The organism is Hungatella sp. SL.1.14 (assembly GCF_024460495.1).
GTDB lineage: Bacteria > Bacillota > Clostridia > Lachnospirales > Lachnospiraceae > Hungatella > Hungatella hathewayi.
Map to the genome: position 1 here is coordinate 226,885 of NZ_JANFYJ010000005.1, position 19,046 is coordinate 245,930.

Annotated in this window: 15 protein-coding genes; 1 reads left to right on the forward strand and 14 read right to left on the reverse strand. The window is 49.2% G+C overall.

Features of this window, described 5'->3' with window-relative positions; translation table 11 throughout:
- Window positions 1-60: 60 nt before the first annotated feature.
- From NE473_RS07745 to NE473_RS07800, 12 genes are all read right to left on the reverse strand, one after another.
- Complete coding sequence (locus NE473_RS07745) at window positions 61-2,217, reverse strand: DUF6273 domain-containing protein (protein ID WP_256265195.1); 2,157 nt, start codon at window positions 2,215-2,217, stop codon at window positions 61-63.
- Window positions 2,214-3,131, reverse strand: coding sequence for a hypothetical protein (locus tag NE473_RS07750; protein WP_055650741.1), 918 nt, complete (start codon window positions 3,129-3,131; stop codon window positions 2,214-2,216). Before NE473_RS07750 ends, NE473_RS07745 begins: the two co-directional genes overlap by 4 nt.
- A gap of 600 nt (window positions 3,132-3,731) precedes the next feature.
- A complete protein-coding gene (locus NE473_RS07755; RefSeq protein WP_055650739.1) occupies window positions 3,732-5,615 on the reverse strand; it encodes a leucine-rich repeat domain-containing protein in 1,884 nt (627 codons plus the stop codon).
- 322 nt (window positions 5,616-5,937) lie between these two features.
- A complete protein-coding gene (locus NE473_RS07760) occupies window positions 5,938-6,528 on the reverse strand; it encodes a hypothetical protein (protein ID WP_006773096.1) in 591 nt (196 codons plus the stop codon).
- 180 nt (window positions 6,529-6,708) lie between these two features.
- Entirely contained in the window at window positions 6,709-7,785 is a 1,077-nt protein-coding gene (gene prfA / locus NE473_RS07765) for a peptide chain release factor 1 (RefSeq protein ID WP_006773097.1), read from the reverse strand.
- A gap of 50 nt (window positions 7,786-7,835) precedes the next feature.
- On the reverse strand, window positions 7,836-8,816 hold the full coding sequence (locus tag NE473_RS07770; RefSeq protein ID WP_055650738.1) for a N5-glutamine methyltransferase family protein: 981 nt from the start codon (window positions 8,814-8,816) through the stop codon (window positions 7,836-7,838).
- Window positions 8,813-9,757 carry a DUF1385 domain-containing protein gene (locus NE473_RS07775; RefSeq protein ID WP_022031566.1) on the reverse strand — a complete coding sequence of 315 codons (945 nt, stop codon included), beginning with the start codon at window positions 9,755-9,757 and terminating at the stop codon, window positions 8,813-8,815. The genes NE473_RS07770 and NE473_RS07775 overlap by 4 nt, the downstream gene beginning before the upstream one ends.
- Before the next feature lie 80 nt (window positions 9,758-9,837).
- A complete protein-coding gene (gene rpmE / locus NE473_RS07780) occupies window positions 9,838-10,047 on the reverse strand; it encodes a 50S ribosomal protein L31 (RefSeq protein WP_002601704.1) in 210 nt (69 codons plus the stop codon).
- Between the two features lie 335 nt (window positions 10,048-10,382).
- Window positions 10,383-12,077, reverse strand: a complete 1,695-nt coding sequence (gene rho / locus NE473_RS07785; protein ID WP_055650737.1) for a transcription termination factor Rho — start codon at window positions 12,075-12,077, stop codon at window positions 10,383-10,385.
- 168 nt (window positions 12,078-12,245) lie between these two features.
- Window positions 12,246-13,547 (reverse strand): alkaline phosphatase family protein, encoded by a 1,302-nt coding sequence (locus NE473_RS07790; protein ID WP_039891460.1) that lies wholly within the window; start codon window positions 13,545-13,547, stop codon window positions 12,246-12,248.
- A gap of 19 nt (window positions 13,548-13,566) precedes the next feature.
- Window positions 13,567-14,901, reverse strand: coding sequence for a replication-associated recombination protein A (locus NE473_RS07795; protein WP_055650736.1), 1,335 nt, complete (start codon window positions 14,899-14,901; stop codon window positions 13,567-13,569).
- A gap of 115 nt (window positions 14,902-15,016) precedes the next feature.
- Window positions 15,017-15,736: a polysaccharide deacetylase family protein gene (locus NE473_RS07800; protein WP_022031570.1), complete on the reverse strand. Its 720-nt coding sequence runs from the start codon at window positions 15,734-15,736 to the stop codon at window positions 15,017-15,019.
- Window positions 15,737-15,918: 182 nt separating this feature from the next.
- Here NE473_RS07800 and NE473_RS07805 point away from each other — a divergent pair, with 182 nt between their 5' ends.
- Complete coding sequence (locus NE473_RS07805) at window positions 15,919-16,524, forward strand: cytidylate kinase-like family protein (protein WP_006773107.1); 606 nt, start codon at window positions 15,919-15,921, stop codon at window positions 16,522-16,524.
- A gap of 180 nt (window positions 16,525-16,704) precedes the next feature.
- On the opposite strand, the gene NE473_RS07810 is transcribed toward NE473_RS07805, so the two are convergent.
- Window positions 16,705-16,899, reverse strand: a complete 195-nt coding sequence (locus tag NE473_RS07810; protein WP_055650735.1) for a hypothetical protein — start codon at window positions 16,897-16,899, stop codon at window positions 16,705-16,707.
- A gap of 84 nt (window positions 16,900-16,983) precedes the next feature.
- Window positions 16,984-19,026 carry a DUF4118 domain-containing protein gene (locus NE473_RS07815; RefSeq protein ID WP_242866169.1) on the reverse strand — a complete coding sequence of 681 codons (2,043 nt, stop codon included), beginning with the start codon at window positions 19,024-19,026 and terminating at the stop codon, window positions 16,984-16,986.
- Window positions 19,027-19,046 lie beyond the last annotated feature (20 nt).

A 19,046-nucleotide genomic window follows, 5' to 3' on the forward strand; every position in this document is an offset into this window, starting at 1 on the left:
CCCAGAGTATGTTTAAAATCACTTTCAGTCAGCTGACAGGAATACATTTTTAAACACGCTTTAACGCCGGGCGATGACATAAGCCGGCCGGATGCCTATACTCGTATCGGAGACCTCGACCGGATGCAGACTGCCATTCGCCAGATCGACCACATATATTCCTTTCCCATATTGAAAGTTATCTTCTCCTTCATATTGAGGTGTTCTCAAATAATATCCTTTGGAATAAGGAGAATACTGAGACTGCGGATTATTCTGGCTGCTTCCATCAAATTTCCACAGAACATCCCGGTATTTTACCGCTTCCTCCAGAGAAAATATAAACATTTGATCTTCCATCATCTGGAATGGTTTCTCATATCCTTCCAAATCATCAAATGTAAACTGCTCATATTCTCCCGCCCTGGTCCTTCCCTGGTATGCCGTATTCACGCCGGTATAGACAAAAGATGCCTCTCTCATCGAGGCGTCCGTATTTTTCTGAAGCCAGGTTCGGATATCGGATGTTTTATAGTTGTTATCCATGCCAAACTTACATTTTCTCACAGACTGCTGATCGCTTACAATGTCGGAGCGTATCACCGTCTCACACAGAAAAAGTGCTCCATATCCCAGATTCTCTCTGTCATCACTGTAATCTTCATCAATGCATCGGAATCGGTATTGCCTTCCGCCAATATTTCGTATCTGTATATCCCCTTCCCGGTAAATCCCCGTTTGAGGAACAGCCGCATCATCGATTTCCTGACAGCAGATATCGCAAATTCCGTCTGAGTCCTCATCACAGTGCCCGGAGGCCGGAAACTGAACGGTCTCTTCGTAACCGCACAATGCGCACCGCCGCCGTTCATGACCACCGGATATACAGTCCGGCACTACAGACTCCAGTGCCTCCATCTTATGAACACAGGATTCCGGTCTCCAGATTCTCTGAAATCCGATTCGCAAAACGCTGTAGCGGTTATCCGAACTCACAAATTCATCCATAAGCAGTCCTGAAATATTCGATATATCCGGAAATTCCTGGCCGATTACCACGGTAGAAGGATTATGATTCCGCGCAATCAGATAGATTTCATGCCGCTTTTTGTCATGTACCATAGAAACCAGATTACGAAGCCGTTCCCGGCTCTCCTCCTGATTCTCTGTTATCACGCTCCAGCCTTCCGTTCTTCCTCCCGTAATTTCAAGATCTGCATGTTCAGCCAGCCTGATCCAGCTTTCCAGCCTCCGCTCCCCTTCCTCCTGCCCGGATTCATCTGGGATTCGATCGGTTTTACGAAACAATACCGTATATTTCTGAAGACCGGTGCCGGACACCATGATTTGTTTGGGGCTTTTTTCCAGTGCCTGATACTGCCAGCCGTCACTGCCCGGAACGATCTCCGGAAAATCCACAGTCACCTCTGTTCCTTCCTCACTTTTTCCACTTTGCGTGCGAATTATCTTTCTATTCGGATCTTTCTCCTCAACAAAACGCACTTCCCATGAAACCAGCGCCGCATCAGACGGTGTTGCCGGGGCCGTAGTGCTGTCGTCTGTCTCCGGAAAGCTTTCACGTTCCGAATCGTTCTTCTCCTCGGGCTGATCCTTATCTGTATTACCTTCTTTATTTCCACCTTCCGGCAGGCGGCTTCCGCCTCCCCCCGTACTTCCTCCTCCGCCGCCGCTTCCGTACTTTCTTTTTCTGCCTGCATCAAGTTCCGGGAGATGATTTCCATCATCTGTTTTCAGCGCCGACAGACCTCTGCCAGCGATATACCACTCGTCTCCGTGTTCATCCAGCCAGGCTCCGCCTGTACCTACCAGGTACCCATCCGGTGTTTTACAAGCCGCATACATGGCTCCCTGTGGATAGAAATCGGAAGAAGTTTCTGCAAAATAGTAGCATCTTCCATCAATCCACTGCCACCCGGTCATCATACGGCCTTTCTGCATTCCGTCTCCCGGATCCAGAAAATACCAGAAGCCGTCCGTGAAGATCCAGCCAGTATCCACTTCATCCGCTGCATTCAAACGGTACCAGGCTCCTCCCTGCTCCATACTGTTTTGGTTTTCCTCCGCAGCGCCATAATCTGTTCTATAAACCCAGCGGCCGGTATCTGCTCGATTCTTCTCTGCGCATTCCGCATGGGAAGGGACCGCAAATGCAGCAGTCAGCAGCAATCCCAGCCAGAATGCAAACCAACGGCTTTTCTTTCTTATTGTCCACATCATTCGCTTCTCTCCTCTCTCTTTTCCACAACCCGCTTTATCAGCCATGCCCCCAGCATCACGACGAACAGAACCAGTACTAAGGACACTGTAATCACCATGGCCTCCCTTCTGATGGTCCAGTCAGAATCCCGTTCTTCTTCCGCTGTGTTCACCGCACCATTCCTGACAATACGCTTCTCTTCAGCCGGTGTTCGTTCAAACTCCTTCAGAGTATATACAGCCCTGCACCGAAGCCCTTCCAGTTCAGGAAACCTGACCGTTCCTCCATAGGTAACCAGATAATCCCTCACCTTCCGCTTGCCAAAAGCGGTTGCATTTCTGCATAGAATATCGTCTTCATCCATGTACGGAGCACCATCCCACACAGTACTGGTAATTCTGTAATTTTCAGTCGTTACTCCAATTTCCGAAAGAAGGGCTTCCTCATACAGTTCCAAACGCAGTGCGTCTCCGTCAACCGGCACATTTTCTACGCCCAGGAAATATTCTTCCGCCCCATAGGAATGAAATACAACTGGAAACGTGAAATCATCACGCCATTCTTCCTTCACCTTCTTTCTTTTAATTACCGGATAATCGGCGCTCACCTTCAATCCCGAAAAATCCTCTTCTGAGGTAATATTCCGCCGTTCAGGAACACCCTCTATCCCTTCTACGCTTTCATAGAAAATCTCCTGTTCCACATACTTCTCTCTGGGGTTCACAATGACCGGCTCCAGTTCCCAGCTCTTCAATCGATATAACTGCCCTCCCTCCTCATGAATGATTTCCGGCACATATTCTTCTGACGTTCCAAACATAATCTCTGAGAGCACCGTGATCTCCTGCTTCGGCCGGGCATAAACCAGATCTGCCGGAATAACCATCAAAGCGGTCAATACAGCCAGAGAAAAAAACAGCCATTTTCTGCACATCTCTTCTCACTCCTTATACCGTGTATGTAGTTAAGTTGTTAAAAAAGGAACCCCCTGCATTCCTCAGCCCCTTCCGAATCAATAATTTTTTACTAAACTCCTGGATTATTCCGGCAGAATTTTAATTCCGGATACAGAAAAACAGAAATAATGAACTGATAAAAGACATAAAACCTGCTGCCGCGTCATGTCGGCCGATGTATCAACCGATTTCCCGATCACTCGCCATCACCTGAGTATTTCTTAAATAAAATTATCTTTATAAAACCAGTATATAAAACAAAATTTGGGAATAAAAAAGAGAGTAACAGATCAATAAAGTACTTTGGATTATTAGAAAATAATGATACGGAGCGCGCTAAATATTACGTATATTTTACTTCGCTTAGTTGTAAATTAAGTATAACCGATAATTATAAAAGAATCAAGGACTTTTTCAAAATCTCTGTAATTATTTTCACCGATAAAAAATCCGGTAAGCCAATCCCCGCTTTTCCCCCATAAAAATTGCCGCCTCTGTGCGAATCGAGCAGATCGGCCTTCCGATTTTCATTCTGCTCAATCCGCCCAGGGCGGCGCCGCAGCTTCGCGCCTGAATAATCAATGGAAATCCCCGGCTGTATCAATCCAGTCTACGTCTGCCACCGGCCGCTTCACCGAACTTCCTTTCCCCAAATACTCCAACTGATCCAGTACATGGGTGTCGGTCACATAATTATCCGCGACATCCAGTTCTCTCAGATTTTTAAGTCCGGCGGCAAACTGGAGATCAGTAAGCTGGTTTTCCCGAAGACTCAAGTATTCCAGAGAGGGATAATGAGCTAAAAACTCCGTATTCTCATCGAGAAGTACATTATCGTAGTTGATTGAACGAACCATGCCATCGGACCACATTTCTATATTCTTATACAATTTCACGCGGTTTAAAGAGAGGGCCTTTAAGGCTGGATTATCCTGAAGCCGGTCGAATTTTATTTCAAAGCTGCTGCTATCGAGAATCAGTGTTTCCAGTGCAGGAAGATTAAATGCATAGGACACATCACCATAAAATTCCGAATGATTCATGTCTAAGTAAGTAAGTCCCTGACAGCCCGCAAGGAAGCTTAAGTCATCGCTGTTTCCCCAGTTTTTCCGGTATACCAGCTTCTTCAGCAAAGGCAGGGAAGCAATTACAGACGGCTGATCCACATTACAGCCCTGAACCTTCAGTTCTTCCAGCCCTGTCAGACTTCCGAGAAAGCGAATTCCCATCATCCCATGGAATTCTCCATGCTTCAAACCGGCAAGAGCCGTAAGGTCCGGATCGTCCTGAGAAGTATATTTGTTTAGTACCAATGTCTCCAGACCTGCAAGAGTCCCGACAGGACCATAATCACGCACCTCACTGTTATCCACAAGTGCAAGCTCTTTCAGACTCTCTTTCCCCACAAGCGGATCCAGCAGGAGAATCCTGGAATCTGTAATTTCAAGATGCGCAAGCTCCGGCATATGATTAATAAAACTGATATCTTTTAAGTTTTCTGCATCAATCGTCAGGCTCTTAAGCTTCTTAAGCACATTTAAGACAGTGAAATCATTCACCTCGTCCATGTCGCAGAGCTTTAATCGTTCCAGATCCTTAACCTGAGCCAGTGCAGATATGTCTGCAATATCCCGGCAGTCTTCCATTTCCAGCGCTTTCAGGCCTGGAAAACCGGACAGCTCTTCCAGACTCTTTAAATGAGAAGCGTTCAACCGCTCCAGATTTTGGGCTCTGCTTCCCAGTGCAAGGCGCAGCATGTCCAGCTGTATGTAGTCACAGGTAATCATTTTTAAGGATTCCAGTGTCTCCAGACTGCCCTCGGGCAGTTCCGTATGATCCAGATTTAAATACTCCAGCTTCTGCAAAGCGGCAATATCCTGAACCTTTAACGCCTCCTGGCAGACAACCACATGGATATCCGCATCCTGCCCCTGTTCCGCAGCCTCTGCCGGATTTTCAAAGCTGTAGGTGATCAGCCAGCCGGCCTCCCCTTTTCTTATGGCCAGATACTTAAACCGCCCCAATTCCTCCTCCGTAACAGAAGAAATGCTCATTCCCAGAGCCTCTTTTATCAACACCTCAAAGGATGAGGAATAGGTGACCGGCACCTTACTCTCCTCCCTGGACTGTTCCCCTGATGCAGCGGCCGCGGCTGTCATGTCCCTGTCGGGATACCGGTTGGCATTCTTTGATGTCCCCGAAAGAGGCACCAGGATCAATGCCAGGATGCCAATTACTCCAATCACCGCTCCGGCTGCGGCTGCCGCTTTGCTTCCCGACTCCTTCTTCGTGGCCATACTGTTGCGAAAGGCTTCCGGCTTATACTCAATAAACACTTTCGGCTGTTCCGATTCCAGATAATATTTCGTATGACAGTACTGGCAGTACCCTACATTCTCGTCCTTCTCATCCAACTCGATAGGACCACCGCATGAAGGACACTTTAATGCTGTTAATTTCATCTCTCCTCTACATTCCTTTCACTTCGTTCAGGAGTAAAATGCGATGAATCAGCCTGCCTGAACAGTCTTTTAGATAAAATATTTTCGTAAGAAATCACCGACTTCTTATGGCATTATACCACATGTTACAGATCCTGGAAAACTATAAATGGAACTTCATTGGAAATCTTACTCTCTCATAATCCATTTTTCATCATTCCATCCTTCATGGCAGCGTAAAAGGCCGGTAACAGTGGTATTCCCCACCATTACAAGCCTTTCATGAATTACTTTTATGAGTTATTTCCACAGCTTACCACAGTTATTTCCTGAAAATCCCCGCCTATCTCACCTGAATCCGATACGCCGTGGTCTGAGGCGGTATACTCGCCGTCTGGAAACTGGCATGAGTGATTTCTACCAGCTGTCCCGGCCGAAGATCGCATAAACGAATCGGCAGTCCATTCCGATTCAGAATGATCGTTGAATTTGTAATATTATATCTCGTCATTCTGCTGATATTATTGGGCATACCGGCCAGAAGCTGACTATTGCTGCAGTCGATCCAGACGACTCGCTGGGTTGTGGTACTGACAGAAGGTCTGGAGGGCTGTCTTGTGACGATTGTAAATGCGGCAGACTGTGGGGGAATGCTCCGGGTCATGTTCGGTGAGAATGTAGCATCCACCCGCATGCCTCTGCGAATATCGCTCAAACGGATAGGCATTCCGAGAGAATTCATAACTGCAGTATTCTGATTAATATTCAGCCGCAGCTGCTGAATCGTAGTGATTCCGCTTTGCCACGGAACTGAATAGGAAATTATGATAAATCCGGTATTTCTGCCGGATGAAGAAACTTCTTCGACAAGTGCCCGATCGATGCGAAGAAAATTCCCCTGTGTGATGATGGAACCTAAGGAGTCATTGGCCATATTAACCTCTTAAGGGATGTTACTGTCTTTTTTATCATTATATGATTTAGAACATAAATGTTTCGATATGCAGCCAAACACAAAAAACGCCCTGTTTATCAAAACAGGGCGGCACTCTCAACCTCTTATCTGCACCGGCTTCGCGCCGTTGAACCTGCGCCAAACCGTTACACAGTCTGCTTATACGTTCTCATTCACCTTCGCCAGCTTTGCCGCCTGGTCGGCCGCAATCAGGCTGTCTAACAGTTCCGTGATATCTCCGTTCATTATCGAATCAATCTTATAGAGCGTAAGTTTGATTCTGTGATCCGTCACACGTCCCTGCGGGAAATTGTACGTGCGGATCTTCTCGGAACGGTCACCCGTACCGATCTGGCTCCGGCGCTCTTCCGCTTCGGAATTCTGCCTTTTCTCCAGCTCCATATCATACAGCTTGGAACGAAGCAGACGGAACGCCTTCTCCTTGTTCTGAAGCTGGGATTTCTCGGTCTGGCTGTAAATAACAATACCGGTCGGAATATGAGTCAGACGAACCGCGGAGTCCGTCGTATTGACGCACTGGCCGCCGTTTCCGGAAGCACGCATAACGTCAATCCGGCAGTCCTTATCCTCGATCACCACATCCACGTCCTCCGCCTCGGGCATAACCGCCACGGTAGCAGTGGAAGTATGGATACGTCCGCCGCTCTCCGTCTCCGGAACACGCTGGACGCGGTGAACACCGCTCTCGTATTTTAACTTGGAGTAAGCGCCTTTTCCGGTGACCATGGCCACCACTTCCTTAAAGCCACCGATTCCGTTCTCATTGACACTGATCAGCTCCACTTTCCAGTGCTGGCTCTCAGAATAATTGACGTACATGCGGTACAGTTCAGCTGCAAACAGGGCAGCCTCGTCTCCTCCCGCACCGGCACGGATTTCCAGAATGATATTTTTGTCATCATTCGGATCTTTGGGAAGAAGAAGGATCTTCAGTTCCTGCTCCAGCGCTTCGATCTGCTTCTTCGCATCAGATAATTCTTCCTTTGCCAGTTCACGCATCTCTTCGTCATTTTCTTCGTCCAGAATGGCAAGACTGTCTTCCACAGCCGTCTTCGCCTTCTTATACTCTGTGTAAGTCTCTACCAGCGGCGCTAAATCTGCCTGCTCCTTCATCAGCCTGCGGAAACGGTTCTGATCTTCCGTTACAGAAGGATTGCCTAATTCCAGCATCAGCTCTTCATAGTGAATCAATATATCGTCTAATTTATCAAACATGGGAAATTAACCTCCAAACTCTTACATTACAGTAACTTTGCATAGGAACCTTATGAAGCTGCGGTACCTTTAACCACCCGGTCAAGCCCCGGCGCGTCCTGATACACCAGCACATCCTGAAAGCCAGCTTCCCGAAGGAGCCCGCTCACCGCCTGACCCTGATCGTATCCGATTTCAAAATAAACGGTCCCTCCCGGCTTTAAATAACTGCCGCATTCTGCCGCCAGCCGTCTGTAAAAATACAGGCCGTCTTCCATACCGTCCAGCGCCAGCCTCGGCTCGTGATCCCTGACCTCCGGTTCCAGTTCCTCGATCACATTCGTAGGAATGTACGGCGGATTCGAGACGATTACGTCAAACTTCCGCTTACCGTCACCGGAGAGAGAGGAGAACAGATCGCTTTCCACAAGCGTAATATTCTGTACGCCCGCCGTTTTGTCTTCCAGGCCCGGCAATTCGGAGGTAAGCCTCCATCTCCAGGGGCTTTCCTGCTGACCTTCCGACGAAAACCTGATGGGATGCAGCTTCGCAGTCATCAAATCTTCCGCATTCTTTTTCGCCACCAAAAGCGCTTTCAAAGAAATATCGGCCAGCGTCATCTCCTGCCAGCCTCCAAGGATTGACAGGCTTATGCCGATACAGCCGCTTCCGGTACAAAGGTCCAGAACTTCCGGGTTCTTTCCCTGAAAATCCTTCAAAACCTGCTCCACCAGAGTCTCCGTATCCTGACGCGGAATCAGCACGTGTTCATTGACCGAAAACTCCAGTCCCATAAACTCACGGCTGCCTGTAATCTGCTGGAGCGGAATCCGCTCTGACCGCTTTTCTATCATACTGCGGTAATCCGCTACGGCTCTTTTAACCGAATCCTCATCCTTCACCTCTTCGTTTCTGTGCATGAGGAAATGCACCATATCTGTCTGAAACGCTTCAAAAAGCAGATACTTCGCATCAAGCTCCGACTCACCGATTCCGGACCGCCTAAGGCTCTCCGCGGCTTCCTCCCATAATGTCTGTAATGTCAGTTTCATCCCTGCTTCTCCGGAAAATTCTTATTTAAAAACTCCCGCCAGTCAAAAACCGCCTCCACGGACGCGATGCCGACCTCGATCATACTGTCATCCGGTTCTGTCGTGGTAAGTCCCTGCATCCACATGCCGGGACGGCTTAAAATATCCATGATCTTCGAATTACTCCTGCCCGCCAGACGCAGGAATTCATAGGATACCCCCGCGATAACCGGAATCAGAACGATTCTGCTGACTACACGCAGCCAGACTGTGTCCACCCGCACCACCATGAAGAACAGAATACTGATTACCATCACGATAAGCAGAAAGCTGGTACCGCAGCGCTTGTGCTCTTTGGAACTTTTTCTGACATTCTCTACCGTCAGATCCAGACCGTGTTCCAGACAGTTAATACACTTATGCTCCGCTCCATGATACATAAACGTTCTGCGTATGTCCTCCATGTGGGAAATAATCTTGATATACGCAATAAAAATAGCAATTCTGATTACCCCTTCCACCACCGCCATCACGGTCTGCGATGCGATAAAACGGTGGAAAATATTCGCCAGAAATAATGGAAGAACCATGAAAATACCAATCGCCATGATCACCGAAAATACCATCACCACAGCCATCAAAGCCTTTTCCAGCTTCTCACCGAAGACACGGTCCAAAAACTGTTCAAATTTCCCGGGTTCCCCCGCATCCTCATCATCCTCAAAAAAACTGGCTGAAAACGTCAGAGACCTCATCCCCAGCACCATGGAATCGATAAAGCTGAATACTCCCCGCACAAACGGCAGAGAAAAGAACTTTACCTTCTCTCCCATACTGACGTACGTATCCTTTTTCACTTCAATCTCTCCGTCCGGCTTGCGGACTGCGGTGGCATACTCATCCCCGTTTTTCATCATAACGCCTTCAATCACGGCCTGTCCGCCGATCCCTGAATACTTCATATGTTACCACCTCTCTATAAATCCCAAAAAAGGTTGAGCTAAAGTGTTTCCACCAAACTCAACCTTTTCTTTGCTCTAACTTATTCAGCGGCCTTAACGCCATATTTACGATTGAATTTATCAATACGTCCACGTGCAGCAGCAGCTTTCTGCTGGCCGGTATAGAATGAATGGCACTTAGAACAAACTTCTACGTGGATATCTTCCTTTGTAGAACCGGTTACAAATTCATTACCGCAGTTGCATACAACTTTGGCCTGGTAGTAATTTGGATGGATTCCTTCTTTCATGATTTTCACCTCACCTAATCTGATTTCTATTATTTTATTTCAATCTGCACCCTGAGTTTTTATAAACTCAAAATGACACAGCAAGCAAACTGCTGTTTGATCCGATTATATCAATCCGCACTCTGGATGGGAAATCCAAAATGATATAGCAGCTTTGCTGTTGCATCCGAATATTCGGATGGTATTGACCGCCAGTTTGTTTAGACGATTCATCTTTTATCTGTCAAGACTCCTCGTTGCTTTCATAATATCCATTTTCTCTAATAAACAGCTTATACAGTATATCATAGAATATTTTTTAATGCAAGCATATTTTTTACAAAGACCGACAAAAATTAATATCGGAAAATCTTCTTCGACATATCCACAAACTCCCGATTTGTCCGCGTTCTGGTGAACAGATCCAGGATCTTCTCCACTGCGTCCTCGGCCTTCAGGGTATTGGTCGCCTTGCGTATGAGATCCACGGCCTCGGCCTCTTCCCTCGTAAGGAGCAGATCGTCTCTTCGCGTACCGGACTTTAAGATATCGATGGCTGGGAAAATCCGTTTCTCAGACAGCTTCCGGTCAAGCACCAGCTCCATGTTGCCGGTTCCCTTAAATTCCTCATAAATAACGTCGTCCATACGGCTTCCCGTATCTACCAGGGCTGTCGCAAGAATCGTCAGGCTTCCGCCCTCCCTCATGTTTCTGGCTGCACCGAAGAAACGTTTCGGCATGTGTAAGGCCGCCGGATCGAGACCGCCGGACAGCGTACGGCCGCTGGGTGCTACCGTTAAGTTATAGGCTCTGGCCAGCCGCGTGATGCTGTCCAAAAGAATGATAACGTCGCGTCCATGCTCCACCAGGCGCTTTGCGCGCTCGATGACCATCTCGGAAACTCTCTTATGACGCTCCGGAAGCTCGTCGAAAGTAGAATAGAGAACTTCCACGTTATTACCGGTTATCGACTCCTTTATGTCCGTAACCTCCTCAGGACGCTCGTCGATCAGCAAAATGATGACGTGCATATCGGGATGGTTGACGGTAACCGCCTTGGCCACCTGCTTTAACAGCGTGGTTTTACCTGCCTTTGGCGGAGATACTATCATACCTCTCTGTCCCTTACCGATCGGGGACAGGAGATCGAGTACTCTCATGGCCGTGGTATTGCGGCCCCCCGTCGTCTCCATATGAAGCCTCTCATTGGGGAAAATAGGGGTCATATTCTCAAAATTCGGTCTGTGTTCCGCGGCGCTTGCCGGATAACCGTTAATGTATTTTACAAACAGCAGGGCTGCAAACTTCTCCGCAGCAGTCTTCACCCGGCGGCTGCCCTGTATAATATCACCTGTCTTCATATTAAACCGGCGGATCTGAGACGGAGCCACATAGACATCGTTCTCACCCGGCAGGTAATTCTCACACCGGATAAAACCAAATCCATCCGGCATCACCTCTAAAATGCCGTACGCATCGACGCCACTGTCCAGTTCCTGAAGCTCCGGACTTGGCTGGAATTCCGGGCGTGCCTCCTCGGCCGTCTCCCTGATGGATTCCATCCGGTTCATGTCCTGACGCTGTTCCTGTCTCTCCTGACGGTCGTTCCTCTCCTGACGCTGCTCCGGCCTGTCCTGGCGGTCGTTTCTCTCCACGGCATCACTCTGGCTCTGCCTGTAATTACCGGTTCTCTGCGTTCCTTCCTGGCGGTAGGAACGAATCACGGTTCTCTTCTTTTCATTCGGATTCACTCTGTTTGCAGGGGCTGCCTGTGTCTGAGCGGGCGCAGGGGCCTTCTCCTCCTTAGCCGGTTCTGCTTCTCTCTTCACCGGTTCGCCGGCTTTTTTCGCCGGTTCCACGTCATTCGCAGAAGGCTCGTCATTCCCGGTTGAAACAACTGCCGGAGCACTTATTCCTTCCTTTTCTTCCGCCTTTGCACAGAGAATATCAATCAGTTCCGCCTTTCTCATGGAACCGTAGCCCTTGATCTCCTGTTCTTTGGCAAACTCCTTTAATTTAGCCAATGATAATGTCTCTAATTTTTCACGCATAACGTTCTCCTTATTTTAACTACTCCATATGACAGTTCTTTCATATTCATGGGAATTATCTACGATAGAATATCGTAAACAGATGTAAATAAAATCTGACGTCAGGTCGTACGATAGCTTTATTATATACCCTGATTGCCAAAAAGGAAAGTTTTTTTTAACGGACGGTTAACGAATCAGTTCGTTCACCGTCCGTCCATCCACCTGGCCCAGATCCAGGCCCAGAATTCCGGCCAGCGTCGGCCCTTCATCGACCAGTGACATTTTCTCCACCCGGGCCCCCTTTAAAAAATGAGGACCTGCTGCCATAAAAAATGTCCGGTACCCATCCCGGTCAGGAAGATATCCATGAGTCGCCGCCTGGATATGAAAATCCGTATGATGGTCGGAAGCGCCTGCCTTTCTCCTGTATTCTTCCCAGCCGTTCTGGAAGTAATACCCATCTGCCGCTTCCAGCACAAACGCACATTCCGGATCTGCCCCCAGTGCGGCCGCTTCTTCCCGGGTGAACATACGGGCGATCCCGCTGTTTTCCCGTTCCATCATGCGAGTCACCAGGGTTTCCGTCCGCCTGACGCATTCCGGGTCCTTTACATAGATATAACAGCAACCGTCACAGTCCCTGGCGATTGCTCTCCAATTACGGATTCTGCCTTTTTTTACTTCGGCCAGTCCGGCCTTTACAAAATAGTAGTTGGGATAAATCGCTTCCTTTACATCCAGCTGGCAGTGATCTCCCAGTATTACGACATCCGTCTCTTCCTCCAGCCCCATTTTGCGGAGCAGTCCAAGAAGTTCTCCAAGCCTTTCGTCATGGCGTCTGAGGGCCGCCATCGCTTCCGGGCTGTCCAGTCCGTACAAATGGCGGTTCGTGTCAACATCGGTCAGATGAACCAGCATCAGATCGGGCCTGTATTTCTCCATCGTATGCAGCATGGAGGCGTGGACGAAGTGATCCAGCTGCGGCTGTCTGATGCCGTCCCGCAGGGAGCCGAACTTCATCTGGAGCTCCAGCTCGTAAAGAGGCGTCCCATTCATCACGCACACTCCCAGCTGATTCTGCCACGGCCGGTTCGGAAGCACCTCAGGCAGATTGTAATGAACCTTCGCCTTTCCCATGACCGGCCACAGAAGGGAGGCGACACGGTAACCGCGCTTCACCGCCTCGTCATACAGGGTCGTCCCCCGCACGTATTTCCGCTGCCAGAACCAGTCCGACGGTTCCCGCTCCGGCTGAACCTGTAAGTTGTTGACGATCCCGTGATTCTTCGGGTACCGGCCCGTTACGATGCTCACATGAGCCGGATACGTCAGGCTGGGATATACGCTCACCACCTCCCCGCAGCCGGCCGCCCGTTTAAAGAACGAACCGAAATTGGGCAGCGTCTCCATATATGCCAGATCCCTTCCTCCCACGGCATCGAGGGACAGAATGATCATGCGGCGTTTATTTCTGTCTGGTATGCTCATTTCACAAATTCCGCCTTTCTCACGATTCCTCCGCCTCGCTTCGGATAAACTCCATGTGTTCCTTTATTTTTTTCTCATACCCGTTCTCCGTCGGCCGGTAGAACACACTTCCCTCCATGCCGTCAGGCAGATACTGCTGTTTCACATAGTGATTAGGGAAATCATGGGCATATAAGTACCCCTGGCCGTGTCCCAACTTCGCCGCCCCCTTGTAATGGGCATCCTGCAGATGAACAGGAACCGGCATGGTCTTACTCGAACGCACCGCCTCCAGAGCCTCAAAGACCGCGTTGCAGGCCGCATTGCTCTTGGGTGCCGAAGCCACATAGGTAACAGCCTGGGAGAGAATAATCTGAGCCTCCGGAAGACCGATCCGTTCTGCTGCCTGAGCCGCCGCCACGGCTACCACCAGCGCCTGCGGATCTGCATTTCCCACATCCTCGGCCGCACAGATCATGATTCGTCTGGCTATAAATTTCATATCTTCGCCTGCATACAGCATTCTGGCCAGATAATAGACAGCCGCATCCGGATCGGACCCCCGCATGCTCTTAATAAATGCAGAGATCGTATCGTAATGGTTGTCCCCGTCCTTGTCGTAACGCACTACCCGCTTCTGAATACACTCCTGGGCCACGTCGATGTCGATATGAATCTTTCCATCAGCTGCATCCCGCTCTGTCGTCATAATTCCCAGCTCCACGGCGTTTAACGCGGCTCTGGCATCTCCATTAGCCACATCCGCCAGAAAGTTCATGGCCTCCTCATCAATCACCGCATTGTAGGCACCCATGCCCTTATCCCTGTCATAAACAGCCCTGCGGATCAGTTCCCTGATATCCTCCTGCTCCAGCGGTTTCAGTTCGAACACACGGGAACGGGAAAGAAGCGCTCCATTCACCTCAAAGTACGGATTCTCTGTGGTGGCTCCGATCAGAGTCAGCGTCCCGTCCTCCACAAACGGAAGCAGATAATCCTGCTGTCCCTTATTAAAACGATGGATCTCGTCCACGAACAGGATCGTCTTCCTCCCGAACATCCCAAGGGAATCCCTGGCTTCCTTCACGATCTCCTCCATATCCTTTTTGCCGGCAACCGTGGCGTTGATCTGTTTAAAATCCGCGCTGGTGGTATTGGCGATCACCTTCGCCAGCGTCGTCTTTCCCGTCCCGGGCGGCCCGTAAAAGATGACGGAACCCAGCTTGTCCGCCTTGATCGCCCGGTACAGCAGCTTATCCTTCCCGATAATGTGCTGCTGCCCCACCACCTCGTCAAGGGTCGCCGGCCGCAGCCGGGATGCCAGCGGAGATTCCTTATCCATGGTGTTCTCTCTCATAAAATCAAATAAATCCATTGTCCTTCTCCTGCATTGTATACAATATCACTCCCGGCAGACTCACGTGGTAAAGCTGCCGGAAACCCATCAGTCGTAACAAAAGTATAGCCCCGGTTTCCCAAAGTGTCAATGGTTAGTCCACCAACAATTCATCCACCGTGACAAACGTATATCCCTGTTTCTTTAAAGTATCGACCACCTCCAGCGCCGCCTGCACCGACGTGGGAAAAACATCATGTAAAAGTATAATATCTCCCGGCTCTGCACTCTTCACGATCTTTTTCACCACTTTATTCGTATTCTGCAGCTTCCAGTCAAGAGGGTCCACCGACCACAGCACCACCGTCATGTCGGTCGCACACTCCAGCTCCTCATTCCACGATCCGTAAGGGGGCCGAAGATATTCCGGTTTCTGTCCTGTAATCTCTTCGATTTTCCGGTTAGTCTCCCCGATCTGTCCGCAGGCGCTTTCCAGCGTCTCCTTGCTCATCTGCACATGGGTATATCCGTGATTTCCAATCAGATGGCCATCCTCCTTCATCTGGCGGATCACCCCTTCTTTTCCGTCGATATTTTCCCCCAGGAGAAAAAATGTGGCATGTACGCCCCGCTCTCTGAGTCCGTCTAACAGCTGGCTGGTATAGACGGAATGAGGACCGTCGTCGAAGGTAAGCGCAATCTGTTTTTCCCCGGAAAACTGGCGCCGCACCTCGCTCTGCGCCGAATCCCCGGCGTCAGCAGGAAGAAACAGCGTACTCTTAGCTTCCTGATAAAAGCCATACATGCTTCTTCCCAGCGCAATATCCAGCGCAAGGACGGCAAACAGACATATTATTTTCCATCTCAGTTTCATTTCCATCTCCGGCTTTCTCACTATTATGATTCATTCTATGAACAGACGATAAAAAATAAAACCGGATTATTTTCATATTTTTCTATCTTTTTTACCTTGAATACGATATAATAAAGATATAAAATCATTATTATTGCACAATTGCATACGCACATGAGATTCTTTTGAAAGGAGTGGATGTTATGGGACATAAAATAATCACCATCGGCCGTCAGTTCGGCAGCGGTGGCCACGAGATCGGTGAGAGGCTGTCAAAAGCACTGGACATTCCGCTTTACGACCGGGATCTGGTGGAGATGGCAGCCGAGAAGATGGGACTGTCGGAGATCAGCGTGGAAGAGGTGGACGAATCCGTTTTAAATACCTTTCTGTCTGCCTACCGCTACCCGGACCATGTGAATTCTTTCACCGGCTACGGACTGCCCTTAAATGACAGCACCTACTTAGCACAGTCTTCCATCATCGAGAGCCTGGCCAAACGGGGTCCCTGTATTATCGTAGGGCGGTGCGCTGATTTCGTTCTTCGTCAGAATCCCGACTGTCTGAATATCTTCATCTGCGCCGATATGAAAGACCGCATCGAACGAATTATGGACCGCTATCATTTAACGGAAAAGGAAGCAGCCACCGCAATCAAGAGAACAGACCGCAGAAGGAAGAATTACTATGAGACGTATACCGATCAGAACTGGGGCAGCCCGGATTCCCATCAGCTTCTGATCAATGTAAGCAAGCTCGGTCTGGAGAGATCCCTGGACCTGATCGAATACCTGTATAAGCAGCCGTGACAGGTCCATTCACCGGCATTTCCATTTTCCGGCACCTATTAATAAAAGCACCGGATAACCAAGTATACCGGAACCGTATATTTCCCCTGTCAAATGGGGGAACAACGCGGTTCCGGTATTTTGTATTTTATATTATATAATGTTTTAAATTCTATATTTATATCGACGTTCTATTTCCGCCTACATCGTTCCCACAAGGTGGTAGAACAGCCATATCAGGCCTCCGCCTGCCAGGGCGATTCCTCCTACTGCGGCGATTAAAAACAGAGCCACTGCTATCTGGAATACCAGCATGCTCAATACCGGATGCTTCTGTTCCAGTCTGTCTGCCATTCTCTTTACAGGAGCCAGGTTTGTTAAAAATGCTTCCAACATTGCGATCCCCTCCTTTTCTGTCTTTATTATATCGCACGACAGAATAAAGATTCTACGGTTGAGACCGCTGCACTCATAAACATTCTATAAATATCCGTGTATCATCTGGGCTTTCAGTACGACCGCCGTCTCATCCAGAATTACGTGGAGTACATTCTTATCATTCGGTTTGATCGGCGCACTTTCCTTTAAATCGATTCCAATTACCCCGAATACCCGGCCATCCTTCTGAATCGGAATGTATAAACCGGCCGCTCCCGGAAGGGTATTGGTGGTGCAGCCGGCCTTGTGGCAATTCTTGCAGACCCATCCGGCCACAGCCGTCTCATCTTCGTTAAGCAGAATGCCGCCGGCCATTTCCTCAGCATCATTAGATAAATAGACTCTGGGCTGTTTTACTTCTCCTCCCACGGCATGATAGATAATCACATTTTTTTCCAGTAATTTCATTACCTGTTTCGCGCAGATATCCAGTATCTCGTCGCTGTCCGCAGCCAGCTTCAGTTTATTGCTGATGGCAATCAGTATCTGCATCTTTTCCGATTCTTCTTTCGACAGACGCACCTGACGCTTCAGCCTGGCTGCCAAAGAACTGACCGTCAGGGCGCAGAGCAGCATGGTCAGAAATGTAAATGGATAGACTGAGGCCACCGCCTGAAATGTAAATCTGGGAACTGTAAAAAAGAAGTTAAACAGCAGCACCGAGGCTGCGGAGGCCATCACGCCGGTCACCCTGTATCTGGAAAATCCTGATATCAGAATCACTGCCATGATATAAATCATGATCTGATTCATCTCTCCCAGACCGCAGGCCTCTATTCCCTGTCCCAGAATGGTGGCTGACGCCAGCAGAAGGACGGCTGCAGCCGCATCCACAGCCACACGCACCGGCTCCACTGCAGCAGAATTCTTCCCTGTAAGATGGCGGTGCTTCTGTACCGCTGCCCGCACATCCGGTATCACATAGATATCCATCCCCGGAACCAGGGCAATCAGTCTGTCAATTAAGTTCCTCCTCCGTCTTACAATTGCGGATAATCCGGTGGGTCTCACCGTTCTTCCAATTACAATTTTTGATACCCCGTTATTCTTCGCATAGCCGGCAATCTGTTCCGCTATATCATCGCCGTAAAGCGTCACGACTTTGGCTCCGAACTGTTTTGCCAGAGTGATATTATTCTCCATCGTCTTACGGACTTTGTCTTCTCTCTCCGCCGCTTCCAGCGTCTCCACAACGACGGCGGAGAGCTCCGCTCGGAAGGCTCCCGCCATCCTTGCGGCCGTCCGGATCACCTTCTCATTGGTTGGAGACGGGGACAGGCATACCAGAACGTGCTCTCCCGTATAATAATCGCGGCCCGCCGCCTGCCGTTCCTTCATCACGGCCTTATTGACCTGGTCTGCCGTACGCCTCAGCGCGATCTCACGCAGAGCGGTTAAATTCTCTTTGGTGAAAAAATTGCTCATAGCCCGGCCAGCCTGATTTTTTCCGTAGATTTTTCCGGCCGCCAGCCTGGTAAGCAGCTCCTCCGGTTCGATATCCACCAGTTCAATCTTATCCGCCTCATCAAAGATACGGTCAGGCACCCGTTCGTTCACCCGTATATGGGTAATAGAAGCCACGATATCATGAAGGCTCTCTAAGTGCTGGACGTTCACTGTCGTATATACGTCAATCCCTGCGTCTAAAAGCTCCTGAATATCCTGAAAACGCTTCCTGTGACGGCAGCCCTCCGCATTGGTATGAGCAAGCTCATCCACCAGGAGAATCTCCGGCTTTCGCCAAAGAGCGGCATCCAGATCAAACTCCCGAAGCTTAATCCCCTTGTGGTCAATTAATTTCGGGGGCAGCACCTCCAGACCTTCTAAAAGCGCTATGGTATCCGGTCTGGCATGCGGCTCTATATAGCCGGCCACAACATCCGCTCCCGCCGCTTTTGCCTCTCCGGCGGTATCCAGCATGGCGTACGTCTTTCCCACACCGGCGGCGTAACCGAAAAATATCTTCAGTTTTCCCCGTCTTTTTATGCCCGTTACTTCCTGCTCTTCTTCCTGTTCCTTTATCTCCTGAAGAATCTTCTCCGGGTCACGTTTTTTATCCATTTCGTCAATATCATTTTTTTTCATTTCCCACCCCTCACGATTGC

Bases quoted from the DNA above. Each gene is read 5' to 3' on its own strand.
- rho (WP_055650737.1), bottom strand. From the start codon at position 12,077: ATGCGTGAAAAATTAGAGACATTATCATTGGCTAAATTAAAGGAGTTT.
- NE473_RS07815 (WP_242866169.1), bottom strand. From the start codon at position 19,026: ATGAAAAAAAATGATATTGACGAAATGGATAAAAAACGTGACCCGGAG.
- NE473_RS07755 (WP_055650739.1), bottom strand. From the start codon at position 5,615: ATGAAATTAACAGCATTAAAGTGTCCTTCATGCGGTGGTCCTATCGAG.
- NE473_RS07795 (WP_055650736.1), bottom strand. From the start codon at position 14,901: ATGGATTTATTTGATTTTATGAGAGAGAACACCATGGATAAGGAATCT.
- NE473_RS07775 (WP_022031566.1), bottom strand. From the start codon at position 9,757: ATGAAGTATTCAGGGATCGGCGGACAGGCCGTGATTGAAGGCGTTATG.
- NE473_RS07745 (WP_256265195.1), bottom strand. From the start codon at position 2,217: ATGATGTGGACAATAAGAAAGAAAAGCCGTTGGTTTGCATTCTGGCTG.
- NE473_RS07760 (WP_006773096.1), bottom strand. From the start codon at position 6,528: ATGGCCAATGACTCCTTAGGTTCCATCATCACACAGGGGAATTTTCTT.
- NE473_RS07800 (WP_022031570.1), bottom strand. From the start codon at position 15,736: ATGAAACTGAGATGGAAAATAATATGTCTGTTTGCCGTCCTTGCGCTG.
- rpmE (WP_002601704.1), bottom strand. From the start codon at position 10,047: ATGAAAGAAGGAATCCATCCAAATTACTACCAGGCCAAAGTTGTATGC.
- NE473_RS07790 (WP_039891460.1), bottom strand. From the start codon at position 13,547: ATGAGCATACCAGACAGAAATAAACGCCGCATGATCATTCTGTCCCTC.
- NE473_RS07810 (WP_055650735.1), bottom strand. From the start codon at position 16,899: ATGTTGGAAGCATTTTTAACAAACCTGGCTCCTGTAAAGAGAATGGCA.
- NE473_RS07805 (WP_006773107.1), top strand. From the start codon at position 15,919: ATGGGACATAAAATAATCACCATCGGCCGTCAGTTCGGCAGCGGTGGC.
- NE473_RS07770 (WP_055650738.1), bottom strand. From the start codon at position 8,816: ATGAAACTGACATTACAGACATTATGGGAGGAAGCCGCGGAGAGCCTT.
- prfA (WP_006773097.1), bottom strand. From the start codon at position 7,785: ATGTTTGATAAATTAGACGATATATTGATTCACTATGAAGAGCTGATG.
- NE473_RS07750 (WP_055650741.1), bottom strand. From the start codon at position 3,131: ATGTGCAGAAAATGGCTGTTTTTTTCTCTGGCTGTATTGACCGCTTTG.